Raw genomic sequence first — 16,531 nt, forward strand, 5'->3', positions numbered from 1 at the left:
GCAAAAGCGTCTTCAGCAAAAACCTGTGCGGGCCAGGAAGGCGCGGCTGGCGGCCACGTCGGGCAGGCTGGCACCCGCATTGCGCGGGTCGCGCTCCTGCTCCACCGTGATGCAGCCTGCATAGCCGATCTCCCGTAGCGTGGCGCCTATGGCCGGATAGTCGAGCACGCCTTGGCCGATGGGGCACATCACGCCCCGGGCGCAGGCGTCGAAGAACGCAATGCGCTCGCCCATCACCTGCCCGTACACCTGGGCGTCTATGTCCTTGAAATGCACGTATTCCAGCCGTGCCGCATGCCGGCGCAGCCAGCTTGCCGGGTCCATGCCGCTGTAGTGCAGGTGGCCGGTATCCAGGCACAGTCCGGCGGCCTGCGCCGGCACGTCGGCGGCGATGCGGTCGATCTCGTCGGCAAATTCGATGTAGCCGCCCGCATGCGGATGGATCACCGCGCGCACGCCGAAGCCGCTCCAGGCAAGGTGCGCTATCTGGCGGATGTGATCGACCATGGCGGCCCAGCGTGCATCGGACAGGCGCGGGGCGCGGTCCGGGTGGCCGGCCTCGAAGTCGCGCTCGGGGTGGCCCCAGTCCATCACCACGAGATAGGGCGCCGGGTAGCGTTGCCCGGCTGCAGCGGCCGGCCTGGGAAGCTGGCTGATGAGTCCGCAGATCTCGCGAGTCTGGCGCAGCAGCTGCGGCAGCCGGGCCGGCGAGACGAGATCGTCGAAGATCGTACCGGCGGTGATGCACAGGCGCCGCTGCGTGAATTCCGTGCGTACCAGGGCCGCCTCGAGCGGGATGTAGCCGCAGGGGCCGAGTTCCATGCCCCGAAAGCCCGCCTCGCAGGCCTCGTCCAGCACCTGGCGCCAGGGCGGCAGGTGCGAGTTGTCCACGTTGTCCACGCCCCAGCAGCAGGGCGCGCAGCCAATGGTCAGGGACGCTGTCATGGTCGCAGTCATGGCGTCAGGGGCTCAGGGCTGGTAGAACGCCGGGCGCGCTGCGCTCGCCATGCGCTCTATCGCGCCGGAGGACTGCGCCAGCAGGCAGGCATCGGCGGCCACTGCGGCGGCGTAGCCGTCCCAGGCCGAGGGACCTGTCAGTTGCCGGTCGCGCACGCCGTCGATGAAGGCCTGCAGCTCCGCGTCGTAGGCGGCGATGAAGCGCTGCTTCCAGTCGGTCAGCAGGGGCGTGCAGCTGCTGGCCGCGCGCTTCATGGGCACGGCCGCAGGCTCCGGCAGGCGCGCGATGCCCGTCTCGCCCACCACTTCGCACTGGATGTCGTAGCCGTACCGGCAGTTGACGAATACCTCCACGTCGATGCGCACACCGCCCACGGTCTCCAGCAGGATGATCTGCGGATCGTTCAGATGCGGCAATGCGTGGCGCGTCTTCCTGGGGAACACCACCTGGGCGCTGGCGTAGTCGTCGCCCAGCAGCCAGCGCAGGACATCGAGCTCGTGGATCAGCGTGTCGGTGATGGCCATGCTGGTGGTGTAGCCCCCGGCCACCGTGGGATTGCGGTGCGCGCAGTGCACCATCAGGGGCGCGCCAATCTCGCCGGCGGCGATGACATGGCGCAGCGCACGGTAGCCCGCGTCGTAGGGGCGCATGAAGCCGACCTGCACCAGGCGCCGGCCCTGCGCCACCTCCGCTTGCACGATGCGCATGCAGCCTGCGGCGGTCACCGCCAGCGGCTTTTCACAGAACACGGGCTTGCCGTGGGCGATGGCCTCCAGCACCAGTTCCTCGTGCGAGGGACCCCAGGAGGTGACCAGCACCGCCTGCACCTGTGGCGCGGCGATCAGTGCCCGGCCGCTGTCCATGATCTCGATGGCCGGATCATGTCTGGCCACCACGTCCCGCGCCTGCTGCGCATCGATGTCTGTCACCGCCACCACCCGGGCGCCCGACAGCACCCGGGAGATCCTGCGGATGTGGTCTTGTCCGATGGCTCCGCAGCCTATTGCTCCGATCTGCAGCGTCATATGGTTCCCTTCTTTCAAAGCAATGAATGGCGGATGAAGTCCATGCTCTGGCGCAGCAGGGCTTCGTTGCTGTCCGCGTCCGTGATCCGGGCCGCGAACGGCTCGAACGAGACCGGGCCGCCATAGCCGCGATCGAGCAGTTCTCGCAACTGGGCGATGTTGCCCAGGCGGTCTCCTTCGCCGACCAGCACGCGGTGGCCGTCGCGCATCTGGCCGTCTTCGAGCCGGTGGTCCTCGACGCCCGAGACATGCACCAGCCCGGTCAGGTCGGGAAAGAAGATGTCTTCGCCGGCCAGGTAGTGGTGGAAGCTGTCGTGCACCAGCCTGAAGTGGCGTTCGCCGGCTGCGCCGTAGATCGCCTCGACGGCATCGGACTTGCGGCGCAGTGCGCACTCGGCAAAGCCCAGGGGCTCGACCAGTCCCTGCACGCCATGGCCATCGAGGAGGGGGCGCAGCTGCCTGAGGGCATGCACCAGGTCGCGCCGCCGCTGGCCGGGCGTGCGCGGGTCGGCCCTGTCGTTCAACGGGCACATGACCAGGGCCCGGGCGCCGCAGTCACGCGCGTACGCCGCCAGCGCGCGCGCCTTGCGCTCCAGGTCGGCGTCGAAAACGTCGAAGGGATACAGCGCGTTGATGGACACGATGGTGATGCCGGCCTGCCGCGCCGCGGCCTGGATGGCGGCGGGCGCCGTGCCGTCGCAGGTCTCGGCATGGGGCAGGTCGTTGCGGATCTCGATGGCCGACACGCCCAGGCGCCGGCACATGGCCAGGTAGCCGGCAAACGGCATGCGAGAGGCGCTGATGCGGTTGATGGCGAAATGGATGGGATCCGTCATGGGCCGGGACTCGGGTGGGAAGCGGTGGTCAGGGGCGCAAAGCGGTCCGGGAAATGCCTTTCCAGCTGTTGCTGTATCTGCTGGCGCATGAAGCGGCTGGATTCGGCCGCACGCTCTTCCCAGGCGAACACGCAGGACGACAGAACGCCGTCGAAGCCGGCGCTGCCCAGCGTGCCGAAGAACAGGTCCCAGTCGATCTCGCCCTGTCCCATGTCCAGGTGCTGGTGCACGCGGATGTGGTGCGAGCCCGGCGGGTTGACGATGTAGCGCAGCTGGCTGCTCTTCCTGTGGTCGAAGGTGTCGGCCACGCGCACATGGGCCAGCAGCGGCGCGGCTTCGCGCAGCATGGCGGCCATGTCGCCGCCGTAGTGGAAGGTGTGCGGGGCGATATAGGACAGCCGCAGCGCCTTCGAGCCCATGTTCCTCACGATGTCCATGGCCGGCTGCAGCTGCTCTATCCAGTCCTCCGGATGCGGCTCCACGGACAGCGTGATGCCTTCGCGCTCCAGGATGGGCAGCAGCTCGTCCATGGAGCGGAACCAGGCGGCCTCGCACATCTCCTTCGGATTCGCGCCGGCAGGACCGTTCACCGAGCGCTCGGGCGAGGCTCCACGGCCGAACTCCGAGACCATCAGCGCGCACTCCATCTCGATGGCCACCTCGATGGCCTTCTTCCAGCAGCGCATCGCCCATTGCCGTTCGTCCTCGAACGGGCTGGCCCAGCGGTACATGGGCTGCAGCGATGCCAGTGCCACGCCGCTGGCGCGCATGGCCTGGCGGAATGCGGCCATGCGCTCCTTGGTGGCGCGCGGCATCACCCACCAGTCCAGGAAATCGCTGCGCGGCGACAGCTCGATGTGCGCATAGCCCAGTTCGGCCACGGCCTGCGGCAGCCGGTCCAGCGGCTCGTGCCGGATCATGTAGGGATCGAGGGCGATTTTCATGGTGTCTGCCTGCAGGGCGCGCCGTCAGCGCCGCGCCTTCTTGTTGCGGTACTGGTCGGCGACCACGGCTGCGACGATGATGGCGCCCTTGACCATCTCCTGGTAGTAGGCGTCGATGCGGATGAAGGTGAAGCCCGAGGTCATGACGCCCAGGATCAGCACGCCGATCACCGTGCCGGTGATGCGGCCCATGCCGCCGGCCAGCGAGGTGCCGCCGATCACCACGGCGGCAATCGCATCGAGCTCGTACATGACACCCATGCCCGACTGGCCCGAGATGGCCCGCGCCGCCGTCACCGTGCCGGCGATGCCGCCGAGCAGGCCGGCAATCATGTAGACCCAGACCAGATGCCGCTGCACGTTGATGCCCGAAACCACGGCTGCCTGGCGGTTGGAGCCGATGGCATAGGTGAATTTGCCGAAGCGCGTATGGCGCAGCACCACGTGGAAGACGGCGGCGAGCACCAGAAAGATGATCACCGGATGGGCGCCGGAGCCGATCGCTGCGAAGTCGTCGGTCAGCATGGAGACGGGCGTGCCGTTGGTGAACCACTTGGCAAAGCCGCGTGCGGCCACCATGGTGCCCAGCGTGGCGATGAAGGGCGGAATGCCCGTGAAGGCGATCAGCGAGCCGTTGAGCAGGCCGACCATCAGGCCCACGCACATGCCGGCCGCCACCGGCCAGACCACGGGCAGGTCGGTCAGCTGCGGGAACACGGCACGCGGAAAGTCGGACACCTGTGCCAGGCTGGCGGACACCACGGCGGTGGCGGCCACCACCGAGCCCGACGACAGGTCGATGCCGCCGGTGATGATGACGAGGTTGACGCCCACGGCGATGATGCCGATCACCGCCATCTGCAGCACGATGATCTGCAGCCGCTCGGCGTTGAGCAAAAAGCTCTGGCCCACGGTGAGCCAGCCGGCCGCCTCGAAGAACAGTGCAATGCCCAGCAGCACCAGAAAGATGCTCAGTTCCGGCGGCCGCCTGGCCCGGTGCAGCGGGCCGGTGCCCGGGCCGGGCGGGGAGGGGGCCTGCGAAATCGATGGGGTATTGCTCATCTTGCCTGTCTCCGCTTGGGGTCCCCGGCTCAGCGGGAAGCCAGTTCCATGATCCGTACCTGGTCGGCGTCCCTGCGCTCGACGATGCCCGTCATGCGTCCCTCATGCATGACCAGGATGCGGTCGCTCATGCCCAGCACTTCGGGCATCTCCGAGGAAATCATCAGCACGGCCGCGCCCTCGGCGGCCAGCGTGCCGACAAGGCGGTGGATCTCGGCCTTGGCGCCGACATCGATGCCGCGCGTGGGCTCGTCGAGGATGAGGATGCGGGGCCGCGTCAGCAGCCAGCGGCCGATCAGCAGCTTTTGCTGGTTGCCGCCCGACAGGTTCTGTATCTGTTCATGCAGGCCGGGCGACTTGATGCGCAGCGTGCGCGCCATGTGCTCGCAGTCGCGGCGCAGCGCAGCCCGCTCGACGAAGCCGCACTTCACATGGCGGCTGCTCAGCACCGCCATCTCCATGTTGGCCTGCAGGTCCAGGCCCGTGAAGCAGCCGGTGTCCTTGCGGTCCTCGGTGAGAAAGGCCATGCCGTGCCGCATGGCCTGCGCGGGCGAGTCGATCTTCACCGGCCGGCCGTCGATGCGGATCTCGCCGCTGGTGGCGGGCACCACGCCGAACAGCGCCTCGGCCAGATTGGAGCGCCCGGAGCCCACGAGGCCGGCCACGCCCAGGATTTCCCCGGCGCGCAGCTCGAAGCCCAGACCGCTGAACACGCCCTGCACGCCCAGCCCGTCCACGGACAGCACCACGTCGCCCAGGGCCACGTCCTGCTTGGGGAACATCTGTGTGATCTCGCGCCCCACCATCATGCGGATGATGTCGTCGCGCGTGACGTCGGCGGCCGCATGCGTGCCTATGTAGCGGCCATCACGGAACACCGAGAACTCGTCGGCGATCTCGAACAGCTCGTTCATCTTGTGCGTGATGTAGACGATGCCTTTGCCCTGGCTGCGCAGGTGGCCGATGATGCGAAACAGGTGCTCCACCTCCCTGTCGGTGAGCGCGGAGGCGGGCTCGTCCATGATCAGCACCTCGGAGTCGAAGGACACGGCCTTGGCGATCTCCACCATCTGGCGGCTGGCCACGGTCAGCGTGCGCACCTCGGCCCCGGGATCGATGCCGATGGCCAGCCGGTCGAACAGCGCCTGCGTGCGCTGGCGCAGCTGGCGGTGGTCGACCAGGCCGAGGCGGTTGAGCGGCTCGCGGCCAATCCAGATGTTCTCGGCCACGCTCATGCCGGGCATGAGGTTCAGCTCCTGGTGGATCATGGCAATGCCCTGCTGCAGCGCATCCAGCGGGCCGTGCAGCGTGACGGGCCTGCCCCTGAGGCGGATCTCGCCCTGGTCGGGCGCATGCATGCCGGCAATGATCTTCATCAGCGTGGATTTGCCGGCGCCGTTCTCGCCCATCAGCGCATGCACGCTGGCGCTGCGCACGCGCAGCTGCACATCGGCCAGTGCCACGACGCCGGGAAACGACTTGCCCACGCCACGCACTTCCAGAAGCCAGTCGCCAGCAGGGGATGGGGAAGCTGCAGGCCAGGGGGCGGCCTGCGGCCTGCCCGGCGAGACGGTGGGCATGGGCACTCCTTGGAGGACAGGTTGTGAAGAGGTGGCGGGGGTGACGGGGCGACGCGGACCAGGCGAGGCCGGCTCAAGGCCTGGCGTACTGGTCCATGTTCTCGGGCGTGACCAGTTCGAAGGGCACGTTCACGAAGCGCTCCACGGCCTGCTTGCCGGCCAGGCGCAGGGCGGCATCGACGGCATTGGCGCCCTGGCCCGCCAGGTTCTGGAAGACGGAGACCTTGAGGTCGCCGTTCTTCATGGACGCCAGCCCGTCCGGCGTGGCGTCTATGCCGGCCACGATCATGTCGGGCGTCCATTTCCTGGCCGACTTCAACGCGTTGATGGCGCCTATCGCCATCTCGTCGTTGTTGGCGAGGATGGCGTCGAACTTCATGCCCGAACTCAGCCAGTTCATGGTGATGTCCTGGCCCTGCGTGCGGCTCCATTTGCCTTCGCGCTTGTCCAGGATCTTCATGCCTGCGCACTCGCGGGTCGCCAGCACTTCCTCGATGTCGCGGGTGCGAACGCGCGCCGAATCGTTGGACAGCTCGCCCATCAGCACCAGCAGGTCGCCCCGGCCGCCCAGCAGCTTGCAGACCTGGCGGGCCTGCAGCGTGCCCGACAGCTTTTCGTCGGACGCGACCACGGCAGTGCCTGCGGGCAGCTTGTCGAAATCCACGGGCTGGCGGTTCACGTAGACCAGCGGAATCCGGGCGGCGCTCACCATGCGGGTGATCTTGGGCGTGGCGTCGGTATCGACCGGGTTGACGATGATGGCGTCGGCCCGCTGGGCAATCATGTTCTGGATCTGGCTCAGCTGCTTGCCCACGTCGTTGCTGGCGTCCTCGATCTGCACGCCGGCTCCGTGCTTTTTCGCTGCATCGACGATGCCGTTGCGCAGGATGGTCAGGCCCGTGTCGTCAAACAGCGCCATCGCCACGCCGATCCTGAGGGGCTGCACCGGGGCCTGGGCCTGCGCTGCCCGTGGCTGAGCCTGAGCCTGGCCATGCAACGGCAGGGCGGCCAGAAGGGCTGCGGCAATGGCAGCCAGCAGGTGTCTTTTACTCATCCCTCGTCTCCTTGTTCCTGAGCGGCAGCGGGCGCATGCAGGCCCCGCATGGACTCGCCACACACCGGATTGCACCGGACCGTGAGGGGAACTGTAGTTCCGCGCCGTGAAATTTTGGAAATTAATTTCTAAGTGATTACACCTAAGGAAAATAATTTCCAATAGTTTTAATCTTTCGACCATGTTCTGAACGGCGGGCATCGGAGACAAGGCAAGCCATGACAAGCACTGTGAGATTGACCGTCAGCCAGGCGCTGGTCCGCTACCTGGCGGCCTTGCGGGCCGAGGTCGTGCAGCCGGACGGCAGCACCTCCATCCAGCCCTATTGCGGCGGCGTGTTCGCCATCTTTGGGCATGGCAACGTGGCCGGGCTGGGCGAGGCCCTGCATGCCGACAGGCACAGGCTGCCCACCTTTCGCGCCCACAGCGAACAGGGCATGGCCCATGCGGCCGTGGCCTTTGCCAAGACCCATTTCCGCCAGCGCATGATGGCCGTGACCTCCAGCATCGGCCCCGGCGCCACCAACCTGGTGACCTCCGCCGCGCTGGCGCATGTGGCGCGCCTGCCGCTGCTGCTGCTGCCCGGGGACATCTTTGCCTCGCGCCTGCCCGATCCCGTCCTGCAGCAGGTGGAGAGCTTCGAGCAGGGTGATCTGAGCGCCAACGACTGCCTGCGCCCGGTCACGCGCTACTTCGACCGCATCATGCAGCCCGGGCAATTGCTGGCGGCCTTGCCGCGCGCCATCCAGGTCATGACCGACCCGGCGCAGTGCGGCCCCGCCTGCCTTGCGCTGCCGCAGGACGTGCAGACCCAGGCCTTCGACTGGCCCATGGATTTCTTCCACCCGCCGCTGATCCGCCTGCGCCGCCCGCCGGCCGATGCCGCCGAGCTGGAGCAGGCCGTGGCCTTGCTGGCCTGCGCCAAAAGGCCGCTGATCGTGGCGGGCGGCGGCGTGCTGTACAGCCAGGCCTGGGAGGCCTTGCGCGTGTTTGCCGAAACGCATGGCGTGCCGGTGGCCGAGTCGCAGGCCGGCAAGGGCAGCCTGGCCTGGGACCATGCCCTCAACCTGGGCGCCATCGGCGTGACCGGCTCGCCGGCTGCCAACCACGCGGCCCGGCACTGCGATGTGCTGCTGGCCATCGGCACGCGGCAGCAGGATTTCACCAGCGGCTCGCAGGCGCTGTACAGCCAGGCCACGGTGCTGGGCCTGAACGTGCAGCCCTTCGATGCCGCCAGAAAGCGTGGCCGCCAACTGGTGGCCGATGCCCGTATTGGCCTGGCCCAGCTGGGTGCAGGATTGGCCGGCTGGCGGGCCGATCCACGGTGGACCGAAGAGCTGCGCGCCCGGGCCTCAGCCTGGGCACAGCGCGTGGCGGAGCTGACATTGCACGTGCCCCAGGGCGAGCTGCCCTGTGACGCCGAGGTGATCGGGGCCTTGCGCGAGTCTGCCGCCGACTCAGGGCTGGACAGCGCCCGCAATGACGTCGTGGTCTGCGCGGCCGGCACGCTGCCGGCCGAGCTGCACAAGCTGTGGCGCAGCGGCCTGCCGGGCAACTACCACGTGGACTATGCGTATTCCTGCATGGGCTACGAGATCGCGGGCGGCCTGGGCGTGAAGCTGGCAAGGCCCGAGCGCGAGGTCATCGTGGTCGTGGGCGATGGCTCCTACATGATGCTCAACGCCGAGCTGGCCACCTCGGTGCTGCTGGGCCGCAAGATCATCGTCGTGGTGCTGGACAACCGCGGCTACGGCTGCATAGAGCGGCTGCAGGTGCGCTGCGGCGGCGCCAGCTTCAACAACATGCTCGATGACTGCGTGCCCGAGGGGGGCGAGCGCTCGTCCATCGATTTCGCCCGCCATGCCGCTGCGATGGGGGCCGAGGCCGTCCACGTGGGCGGTGTGCAGGAACTGCGCCGCGAAATGCTGCGTGCGCGGGCGTCCCGCCGCAGCCAGGTGCTGGTGATAGACACCACCCACCACCGCACCACGGCCGACGGCGGCGCCTGGTGGGAGGTTGCCGTGCCCGAGGTCTCGGGCCGCCCCGAGGTCCAGGGCGCGCGGCGCGAGTACCTGCACCACAAGGCAGGCCAGCGGCGCTGACGCCGCGCCACCGTCGCCCTGCCCGATTTCTGCCCATCTGCCCATCTGCCTAACTGTCTAGGCGCCTATCTGCCCCAAGGAGGACTCGCATGAACTGGAAGGTTCGCATCGGTATCAATCCCCTGTCCTGGATGAACGACGACCTCCCTTCGCTGGGGAGCGATACGCCGCTGGACACGGCACTGAAGGAGGGTGCCGAGATCGGCTACGCGGGTTTCGAGCTGGGCAACAAGTTTCCGAAAACCGGCCCCGCGCTCAAGGCTAGGCTCGACGCGTACGGGCTGGCCTGCGTCTCCGGCTGGTACTCGGGCTTTCTGGCGCAGGCCGATGCGGGCAGCGACGACCAGGCCCTTGCCGCCGAGGCCGAGCGCTGCAAGCCCCACATGGACAGGCTGCGCCACAACGGCGTCGACGTGGTGGTCTATGGCGAATGCGCGGGCACGGTCCAGGGGCAGATCGGCACGCCTGTGTCCCGGCGCCCGCGCTTTGCCGACGATGCGGCCTGGCAGCGCTATGCGTGGCGGCTGGATGCCTTTGGCGCGCACCTGCTGGAGTGTTACGGCATCCGGCTGGCCTATCACCACCACATGGGCGCCCAGGTGGAATCCCCGCAGGATGTGGACCGCCTGATGGCGCTGACCGATCCGCGCAAGGTCTTTCTGCTGTTCGATACCGGCCATGCCTACTACGGCGGCGCGGCCGATCCGGCGGCGCTGCTGAAAAAACATGTGGCGCGCGTGGCGCATGTGCATTGCAAGGATGTGCGTCCCCAGGTGATTGCCCAGGCACGCCAGGGCGACTGGAGCTTTCTGCAGGGCGTGGTCAACGGCATCTTCACGGTGCCGGGCGACGGCGCGCTCGACTTCGAGGCGGTGCTGCGCACGCTCAGGGATGCCGGCTACCAGGGCTGGCTCGTGGTCGAGGCCGAGCAGGACCCCGCCATCGCGCCCGGCTACGCATACGCGAAAAAGGGCTACGAGACGCTGAGCTCGCTCGTGGAGCGGCTGGGCGCCTGAGGCCATCCGGCATCGAGGCATGAAAACCAAGGGAGGACAACGTCATGACATCTGCAATCCACCACGCCCTGCGGGGCCCTGCGGCCCGGGCCACCGTACCTTGCCTGTGCGCTGCGGCGCTGGCCGGCGCAGCCAGTCTGGCCGCGGCGCAAGGCAGCGTCACGCTGTATGGGCGCATCGTCAGCGGTGTCGACTATATGAACCGCATTGCCGAGGGGCCGGGCCGGTCTTCCGATCAACTCCGGCACGCCGGGCAATGGGGCGCGACCTGGTGGGGGATGCGCGGGGCCGAGGACCTGGGTGGCGGCCTGAGCGCCGTCTTCCATCTCGAAAGCCAGTTCTCCGCCGACGATGGCACGGTGGGCGACAGCTTCTTCAGCCGCTATGCGGTGGTCGGCCTGCGAAGCCAGACGTACGGCACGCTGCTGCTGGGCCGGGCCATGGGCATTCCGGACGGCGAGGTCTGGGCGCTGGACCCCATGGGCCTGCAGGCCATGGGCGCGGGCACGCTGCAGGGCAACCGGACCTGGGGGTCGCGCCCCAATGCCATCAGCTACCAGTCGCCGGCCTGGGGCGGGCTCTCGTTTCGCACCCAGCTGGGGCTGAACGGGGAGGCGGGCCGTTCCCGGGCCTGGCGCCAGGCCGCCGCCAGCGTGGGCTATGAGCAGGGGCCGCTGGTGCTCAAGGCCTTCTACGAAGAAATCCGTGACGGCAACGGCGCGTTCAGTTCGCTCTACACGGCATCGCGCCTGTACACGGTGGGCGCAACCTACCGCGTGGGCGGCCTCAAGCTGTTCACGGGCTACAGCCAGATCCGGTCAGGCCTCCTGACGGTGGCCGACGCCGACAACCCGGCAGGCGCCCGCAGGCAGCAGACCTACTGGATGGGCGCCAACTACCAGGCCACGCCGGCGCTGGTGCTGGTGGGCGGCGCCTACCGCGCCAACCGCAGTGGCGGCGGCGCCAGCCTGCTGAGCCTGGGTGCCAACTACCATCTTTCCCGGCGCACCATGCTGTATGGCACGGTGGGCGCCGTCTCCAACGGCGGCGGAGCCTCGTTCTCGGTGGAGGCCAACAGCGGCAAGCCGCTGCCCGGCTCCGGCCAGCAGGGGCTTTACGCGGGCGTCGTGCACTCGTTCTGAAGCCGCCTTCGCCGCGCATCAACCCTCAGCCCGGCCGGGTCAACCCCCGCTGGGCCGGCCCCCTTGGGGCGGGGCGGTGCCGCTTGGCTGTATTCTTGGCGCTTGCCTTCACGCAGCCTTGCGGCCGTCCCCAACATGCATTTGTCCAGACGCGAATTCCTCGGCGCCGGCGTGGCCGCCACCTGTGCCTCGCTGGTCGGTTGCGCGGCCTCGGCGCCCGTGTCGGGCAGTTTCCTGCAGCCGTGGCGCAGCCATCTGGAGATGCCGCGCGACCAATGGCGCCAGCGCCTGGCCGCCACCCAGGCGCTGGGCTGCCGCGAGCTGTTCGTGCAATGGAGCGGCCTGCTGGGCGATACCGAGGCGGACAGCTGGATGCTGGCCGACGCGCAGATCGCCGACCTGCTGGACATCTGCACCGAACTGGGCATGGGCGTGCACCTGGGCCTGCCCTATGACGAGCGCTGGTGGAAGCAGATCAGCCTTGACAACGCCGCAGGCCCTGCGCCTTACCTGGCGCATATCGCCGAGCTGGGCGCCAGCCACATGTACGCCAGCACCTGGCCGCGCCATGCGGCCTTTCGCGGCTGGTACATCCCCTACGAGCTGGAGCAGTACCACTGGGCCGCGCCCGAGCGCATCGAGCTGCTGGTGAGCGCGCTGCAACCGCTGGCCCAGGCGGCAGCGGCCACATCCGGCCAGGTGCCCGGCATCTCCACCTATTTCAGCCAGCTGCAGACCCTGGGCAGCCTGCCCACGCTGTGGAGCATCCTGCTGGACCGCGTGTCCCTGCGCCCCATGGTGCAGGACGGCGTGGGCGTGGCGGGCCTGGGCAACTACGAGGCGCTGGCGCCGCTGCAGCAGATGCTGCTCGAGCGCAGGGCGCCGTTCGATCTCATCGTGGAACTGTTCGAGCAACTGCCGCCCGCGCGGCCCGATGGCTCGGACTTCCAGGCGCGCACGGCCAGCTTCGAGCGCGTGCGTCGCCAATGGGACGTGGCCCGCGACTACGGCGCCCAGCGCGTCGTTGCCTTCGCCATCGATCCCTGGGTGCTGAACGACACGCCCGAAGCCCGGCAACTGCTGCGCGGGTGGAAATCCGCCGCGCGCTGAGCGGCAGGCGGCCGGGTCAGAAGCGCTTGGCGATGATCTCTCGCAGGATCTCGCTGCTTCCGCCGAAGATGCGCAGTGCCCTTGCATCGGCCCAGGCACGGCCGATGCCGTATTCCGCCATGTAGCCGTAGCCGCCGTGCAGCTGCAGCAGCTCGTCCAGCACCTGGCCCTGCAGCTCGGTGGCGTTGAGCTTGGCCATGGCGGCGGTGACGGAGTCCAGCGAGCCTTCCATGTGCTGGGCCAGGCAGTCGTCCAGGAAGACGCGCAGCATGGTGGTCCTGGCCAGCGCGTCGGCGAACTTGAAGCGGGTGTTCTGGTAGTCGAGCACGCGGCGCCCGAAGACCTTGCGGTTGCGCACGAACTCGGCAGCCTCGTCCAGCATGCCTTCGGTGGAGGCCGCCGCACGCAGCGCGATCGCCAGCCGCTCCTGCGCCAGCTCCTGGGTCACATGCTCGAAGGCTGCGTTCTCGCGCCCCAGCAGGTGGTCGGCCGGCAGGTGCAGCTCGTCGAAGAACAGCTCGCAGGTGTCCTGGCTGTGCTGGCCTATCTTGCGCAGCGCCGGGCCCTTGCCCAGGCCCTTCATGCCTTCTTCCACCACGAACAGCGACAGGCCGCGCGCGCCCAGGTCGGGCTCGGTGCTGGCCAGCACCACCATCAGGCCGGCGTTGACGCCGTTGGTGATGAAGGTTTTCTGTCCGTTGAGCACGTAGCCGCCGCCCTCACTCTCGCTCTTGCGCCGGGCGCGCGTGCGCACGGCCTTGAGGTCGCTGCCCGCGCCAGGCTCGGTCAGCGCGATGGCGCCGATCAGCTCGCCCGTGGCCATGCGCGGCAGCCAGCGGTCCTTCTGCACCTGCGTGCCGAAGTTCCAGAGATAGGGGGCCACCATGTCGGAATGGATGGAAAAGCCGATGCCCAGGCAGTTGGCACGCGCCAGCGCCTCGATGACCACGGCCGCGTGGCCGAAGTCGCCGCCCTGGCCGTACGGCGGGGGCAGGTCGCAATTGAGCAGGCCGCTGTCGCCAGCCTTGCGCCACAGGGCGCGCGGCGTGATGCCCTCTGCCTCCCAGTCATTGATGTGGGGCAGGATCTCGGTGGCCACGAATCGGTCCACCTGTTCCTTGAACAGCAGGTGGTCTTCACGCAATACGGAGCGGGTGCGCATGTCTGTGTCGGTCTCCTTGGGCAGGGTCAGGGGCGATAGGTGTCGGTGGCGCTGGCCTGGCCGCGCAGCACGGGGGAGGCGGCCGTACCCGTCATGAACAGGCTGTAGTGGTCGCCGGGCTGCAGCTGGGGCAGTGCCAGCGGCGCGCTGACGGCCTTGGCGCAGCTGGCACTGAGCTGGGCGCTGACCGGGTTGATGGAGCGGCTGGCCGATGCAGCCGGCGCCACGCCCGTGAACAGGGGCGTGCCCGCGGGCGCGACCTGCAGGCTGCCCTGGGGGCAGTCCGTGGTGAGGTTGTAGAAACGCAGCTCGGCCTTGAGCGCGTCCTGGCTGCCGCCGGAGTCGTCGATGGCCGTGAAGCGCGTGGCCGCGTTCTTGCCCTGGCGCTGCGGCACCAGGGTGGTGAAGCTGCCCGGCGCCACCTTCATGCTGCCGGCGCTCTTGCCGTCCAGCTGAATGGCAAAGGGCGTGTCGCCCTTGACGATGGCGTAGCTGCTGGCCGGCTTGCTGCCGGACAGCGTCTGCTCGGGGCCGTCGGCGATCTTCACGCGCAGGCTGCCCGCGTCGGGGTGGACCACGCGCACGAAGGACGAGCCTGCGGGGGGGCGCGCGGCGTACAGCTGGGCCAGCGTGCCTTCGGCATGCGCTGCAGGCAGGCAGGACAGGGCCGCCAGCCCGGCCAGGGTGAACAGTGCTTGGCGCCTCACAGCGGAAAAAACGGAAGTCATGCCTGCAGATCCTTGTTTCATTGGGCGGGGCGCATGCGCGAGTCGAGGTACATGCGCTCCAGTTGCTTGCGGTCGGCCTTGTCGGTCTGGGTCAGCGGAAAGCCATGGCAGGCCAGCAGTTCCGACGGAATCATGTAGGGCGGCACGCGCTGGGCCAGCAGTTCGCGCCATCCGGCCAGGTCTTCGGGCAGGGGGTGCATGCCGGGCGGGCCGCTGCGGTCCAGGTCCACGAAGCCGATCATGCGCACGATGAAGCCGTCGGGCCGCTTGAGTGCCACCGCCGCGCCTGCGCGCACGCCAGGCAGGGTGGCCAGCACGGCATCGACCTCGGCCAGCTCGATGCGGTAGCCGTGCATCTTGATCTGGTCGTCGCGCCGGCCGTGGAAGGTGACCAGGCCCTCGCCGTCGATCTCGCCCAGGTCGCCCGTGCGGTAGCCGCGCTTGCCGTTGCGCATGAACATGCGGGTGGCGTGCAGGTCGGGGCGGTTGAGGTAGCCGCGCATCACATGGTCGCCGGCCACGCAGATCTCGCCTTTGTCCAGGAAGACGTCGGCATAGGGCTTGGCCCGGCCGATGGGAAAGGGCAGCGGCGCGCGCTGGCGCAGCGCGGGGTCGATCTCCACCCAGGTGGTGGAGCAGGTGGCTTCGGTGGGGCCGTAGGAGTTGATGATGCGCGCCTGGGGAAAGCGGCTCCACAGCGCCTCGGCCACGGTGGGCGTGAGCGATTCGGCGCCGAAGACGAAGACGCGCAGGTCGGGCAGGTGCTGCTGGTCGAAGTCGGCATCCAGCAGCTGCTGGCGCACGAAGGAGGGCGTGGATGCCCAGACGTTCACATGGGTGCGCGCCAGGTAGGCGGCAAAGGCCTGGCGGTCGGCAATGGTCTCGCGCGCGCACAGCACGCAGGCACCGCCCGTGACCAGGGCGCCCATCCAGTTGAACAGCGAAAAGTCGAAGCTGAACAGCATCTGGTCCATGAACACCGGCGCCTCGCCCAGGGCCAGGCAGTCGCGTATCCAGCCGGCGAACAGGCCCATGCTCTCGCGCCCGATCTGCACGCCCTTGGGATCGCCCGTGCTGCCCGAGGTGAACATGATGTAGGCCAGCGATTTTTCCTGCAGCGGCTGCGCGGCGATGCCGGTGTCCACAAAGCTGCGGGCCTGCGCGTCGTAGCGCAGGCCGGCCTGCACGAGGGTGGCGATGCGCGCCATGCGCTCGGCCGGGTTGATCACGTCCACGGGGACAAAGGGCACGCCCAGGCGCAGGCAGCCGAGGATGGCCACGAGAAAGGCCGTCTCCTTGTGCCCCGTGATCAGCAGCGGCTCGTCGCGGCGAGCGCCGCGCGCCAGCGCCTGCTGCTCCCATTGCGCCACGGCCTGGGCCAGTTGCTGCCAGCCCAGCGTGCCGGCGGCATCGATGACGGCCGGCCGCTGCGTGCCGGCGTCGGGCTCGATGAAGTCGAAGCGGTCAAAACTGAATCGCATGCGGGCTCCTTGCGGCGGTGGGTGGATGGGGATGGCTGCGCAGGCCGGGCGGCCGACAGTGCCGGCGTCTCATCACGCCTTGCGCTGCTCGGCCACGTACTGCGCCAGCGTTTGCACGGACTCCAGGTGCAGGTCGATCTCCGATGGCGGTATCTTGACGCCGAATTCCTTCTCGATGGCCAGGGCCACGTCCACGGCGGACAGCGAGTCCACCAGGCCCGATTCGAGCAGCAGCGTATCGGGCTCGACCGAGGTCAGGATGATGGCTCCGATGATCTGGGCAATCTTGGTTTCGATGTCATTGTGGGACATGCTTTTTTCTCCAACAGGC

15 protein-coding genes are annotated in these 16,531 nt (G+C 68.5%); 4 read left to right on the forward strand and 11 right to left on the reverse strand.

Annotation, left to right across the window (positions count from 1 at the left end; translation table 11 throughout):
• Positions 1–12 precede the first annotated feature (12 nt).
• From GRX31_RS23210 to GRX31_RS23240, 7 genes are all read right to left on the reverse strand, one after another.
• Positions 13–945, reverse strand: a complete 933-nt coding sequence (locus GRX31_RS23210) for a TIM barrel protein (RefSeq protein WP_160855099.1) — start codon at positions 943–945, stop codon at positions 13–15.
• 24 nt (positions 946–969) lie between these two features.
• On the reverse strand, positions 970–1,983 hold the full coding sequence (locus tag GRX31_RS23215) for a Gfo/Idh/MocA family oxidoreductase (protein WP_160855101.1): 1,014 nt from the start codon (positions 1,981–1,983) through the stop codon (positions 970–972).
• 14 nt (positions 1,984–1,997) lie between these two features.
• Positions 1,998–2,819, reverse strand: coding sequence for a TIM barrel protein (locus GRX31_RS23220; protein WP_160855103.1), 822 nt, complete (start codon positions 2,817–2,819; stop codon positions 1,998–2,000).
• Entirely contained in the window at positions 2,816–3,763 is a 948-nt protein-coding gene (locus tag GRX31_RS23225) for a sugar phosphate isomerase/epimerase family protein (RefSeq protein WP_016449900.1), read from the reverse strand. The genes GRX31_RS23220 and GRX31_RS23225 overlap by 4 nt, the downstream gene beginning before the upstream one ends.
• 24 nt (positions 3,764–3,787) lie before the next feature.
• Positions 3,788–4,825 (reverse strand): ABC transporter permease, encoded by a 1,038-nt coding sequence (locus GRX31_RS23230; RefSeq protein ID WP_016449899.1) that lies wholly within the window; start codon positions 4,823–4,825, stop codon positions 3,788–3,790.
• Between the two features lie 29 nt (positions 4,826–4,854).
• Entirely contained in the window at positions 4,855–6,405 is a 1,551-nt protein-coding gene (locus GRX31_RS23235) for a sugar ABC transporter ATP-binding protein (protein ID WP_160855105.1), read from the reverse strand.
• 73 nt (positions 6,406–6,478) lie between these two features.
• A complete protein-coding gene (locus GRX31_RS23240) occupies positions 6,479–7,459 on the reverse strand; it encodes a sugar ABC transporter substrate-binding protein (protein WP_016449897.1) in 981 nt (326 codons plus the stop codon).
• 218 nt (positions 7,460–7,677) lie between these two features.
• Between GRX31_RS23240 and iolD the strand changes: the two genes are divergently transcribed.
• The 4 genes from iolD (at position 7,678) to GRX31_RS23260 (ending at position 12,829) form a co-directional block, all read left to right on the forward strand.
• Positions 7,678–9,561, forward strand: coding sequence for a 3D-(3,5/4)-trihydroxycyclohexane-1,2-dione acylhydrolase (decyclizing) (iolD, locus tag GRX31_RS23245; RefSeq protein WP_160855107.1), 1,884 nt, complete (start codon positions 7,678–7,680; stop codon positions 9,559–9,561).
• A gap of 89 nt (positions 9,562–9,650) precedes the next feature.
• A complete protein-coding gene (iolE, locus tag GRX31_RS23250; protein ID WP_160855109.1) occupies positions 9,651–10,577 on the forward strand; it encodes a myo-inosose-2 dehydratase in 927 nt (308 codons plus the stop codon).
• Positions 10,578–10,621: 44 nt separating this feature from the next.
• Positions 10,622–11,719, forward strand: coding sequence for a porin (locus tag GRX31_RS23255; RefSeq protein WP_160855111.1), 1,098 nt, complete (start codon positions 10,622–10,624; stop codon positions 11,717–11,719).
• 135 nt (positions 11,720–11,854) lie between these two features.
• Positions 11,855–12,829, forward strand: coding sequence for a DUF4434 domain-containing protein (locus GRX31_RS23260; RefSeq protein WP_160855113.1), 975 nt, complete (start codon positions 11,855–11,857; stop codon positions 12,827–12,829).
• 16 nt (positions 12,830–12,845) lie between these two features.
• On the opposite strand, the gene GRX31_RS23265 is transcribed toward GRX31_RS23260, so the two are convergent.
• The 4 genes from GRX31_RS23265 to GRX31_RS23280 form a co-directional block, all read right to left on the reverse strand.
• Entirely contained in the window at positions 12,846–13,991 is a 1,146-nt protein-coding gene (locus tag GRX31_RS23265; protein WP_016452419.1) for an acyl-CoA dehydrogenase family protein, read from the reverse strand.
• Between the two features lie 26 nt (positions 13,992–14,017).
• Positions 14,018–14,719 carry an alginate O-acetyltransferase AlgF gene (locus tag GRX31_RS23270; protein ID WP_016449891.1) on the reverse strand — a complete coding sequence of 234 codons (702 nt, stop codon included), beginning with the start codon at positions 14,717–14,719 and terminating at the stop codon, positions 14,018–14,020.
• 17 nt (positions 14,720–14,736) lie between these two features.
• On the reverse strand, positions 14,737–16,200 hold the full coding sequence (locus tag GRX31_RS23275) for an AMP-binding protein (protein WP_160855115.1): 1,464 nt from the start codon (positions 16,198–16,200) through the stop codon (positions 14,737–14,739).
• A gap of 72 nt (positions 16,201–16,272) precedes the next feature.
• Positions 16,273–16,512, reverse strand: a complete 240-nt coding sequence (locus tag GRX31_RS23280; protein ID WP_016449889.1) for an acyl carrier protein — start codon at positions 16,510–16,512, stop codon at positions 16,273–16,275.
• Between the last annotated feature and the right edge of the window lie 19 nt (positions 16,513–16,531).

Origin of the sequence: Delftia sp. CH05 (assembly GCF_009827015.1) — a bacterium.
In the GTDB taxonomy this organism is placed as follows: Bacteria; Pseudomonadota; Gammaproteobacteria; order Burkholderiales; family Burkholderiaceae_C; genus Comamonas; species Comamonas tsuruhatensis.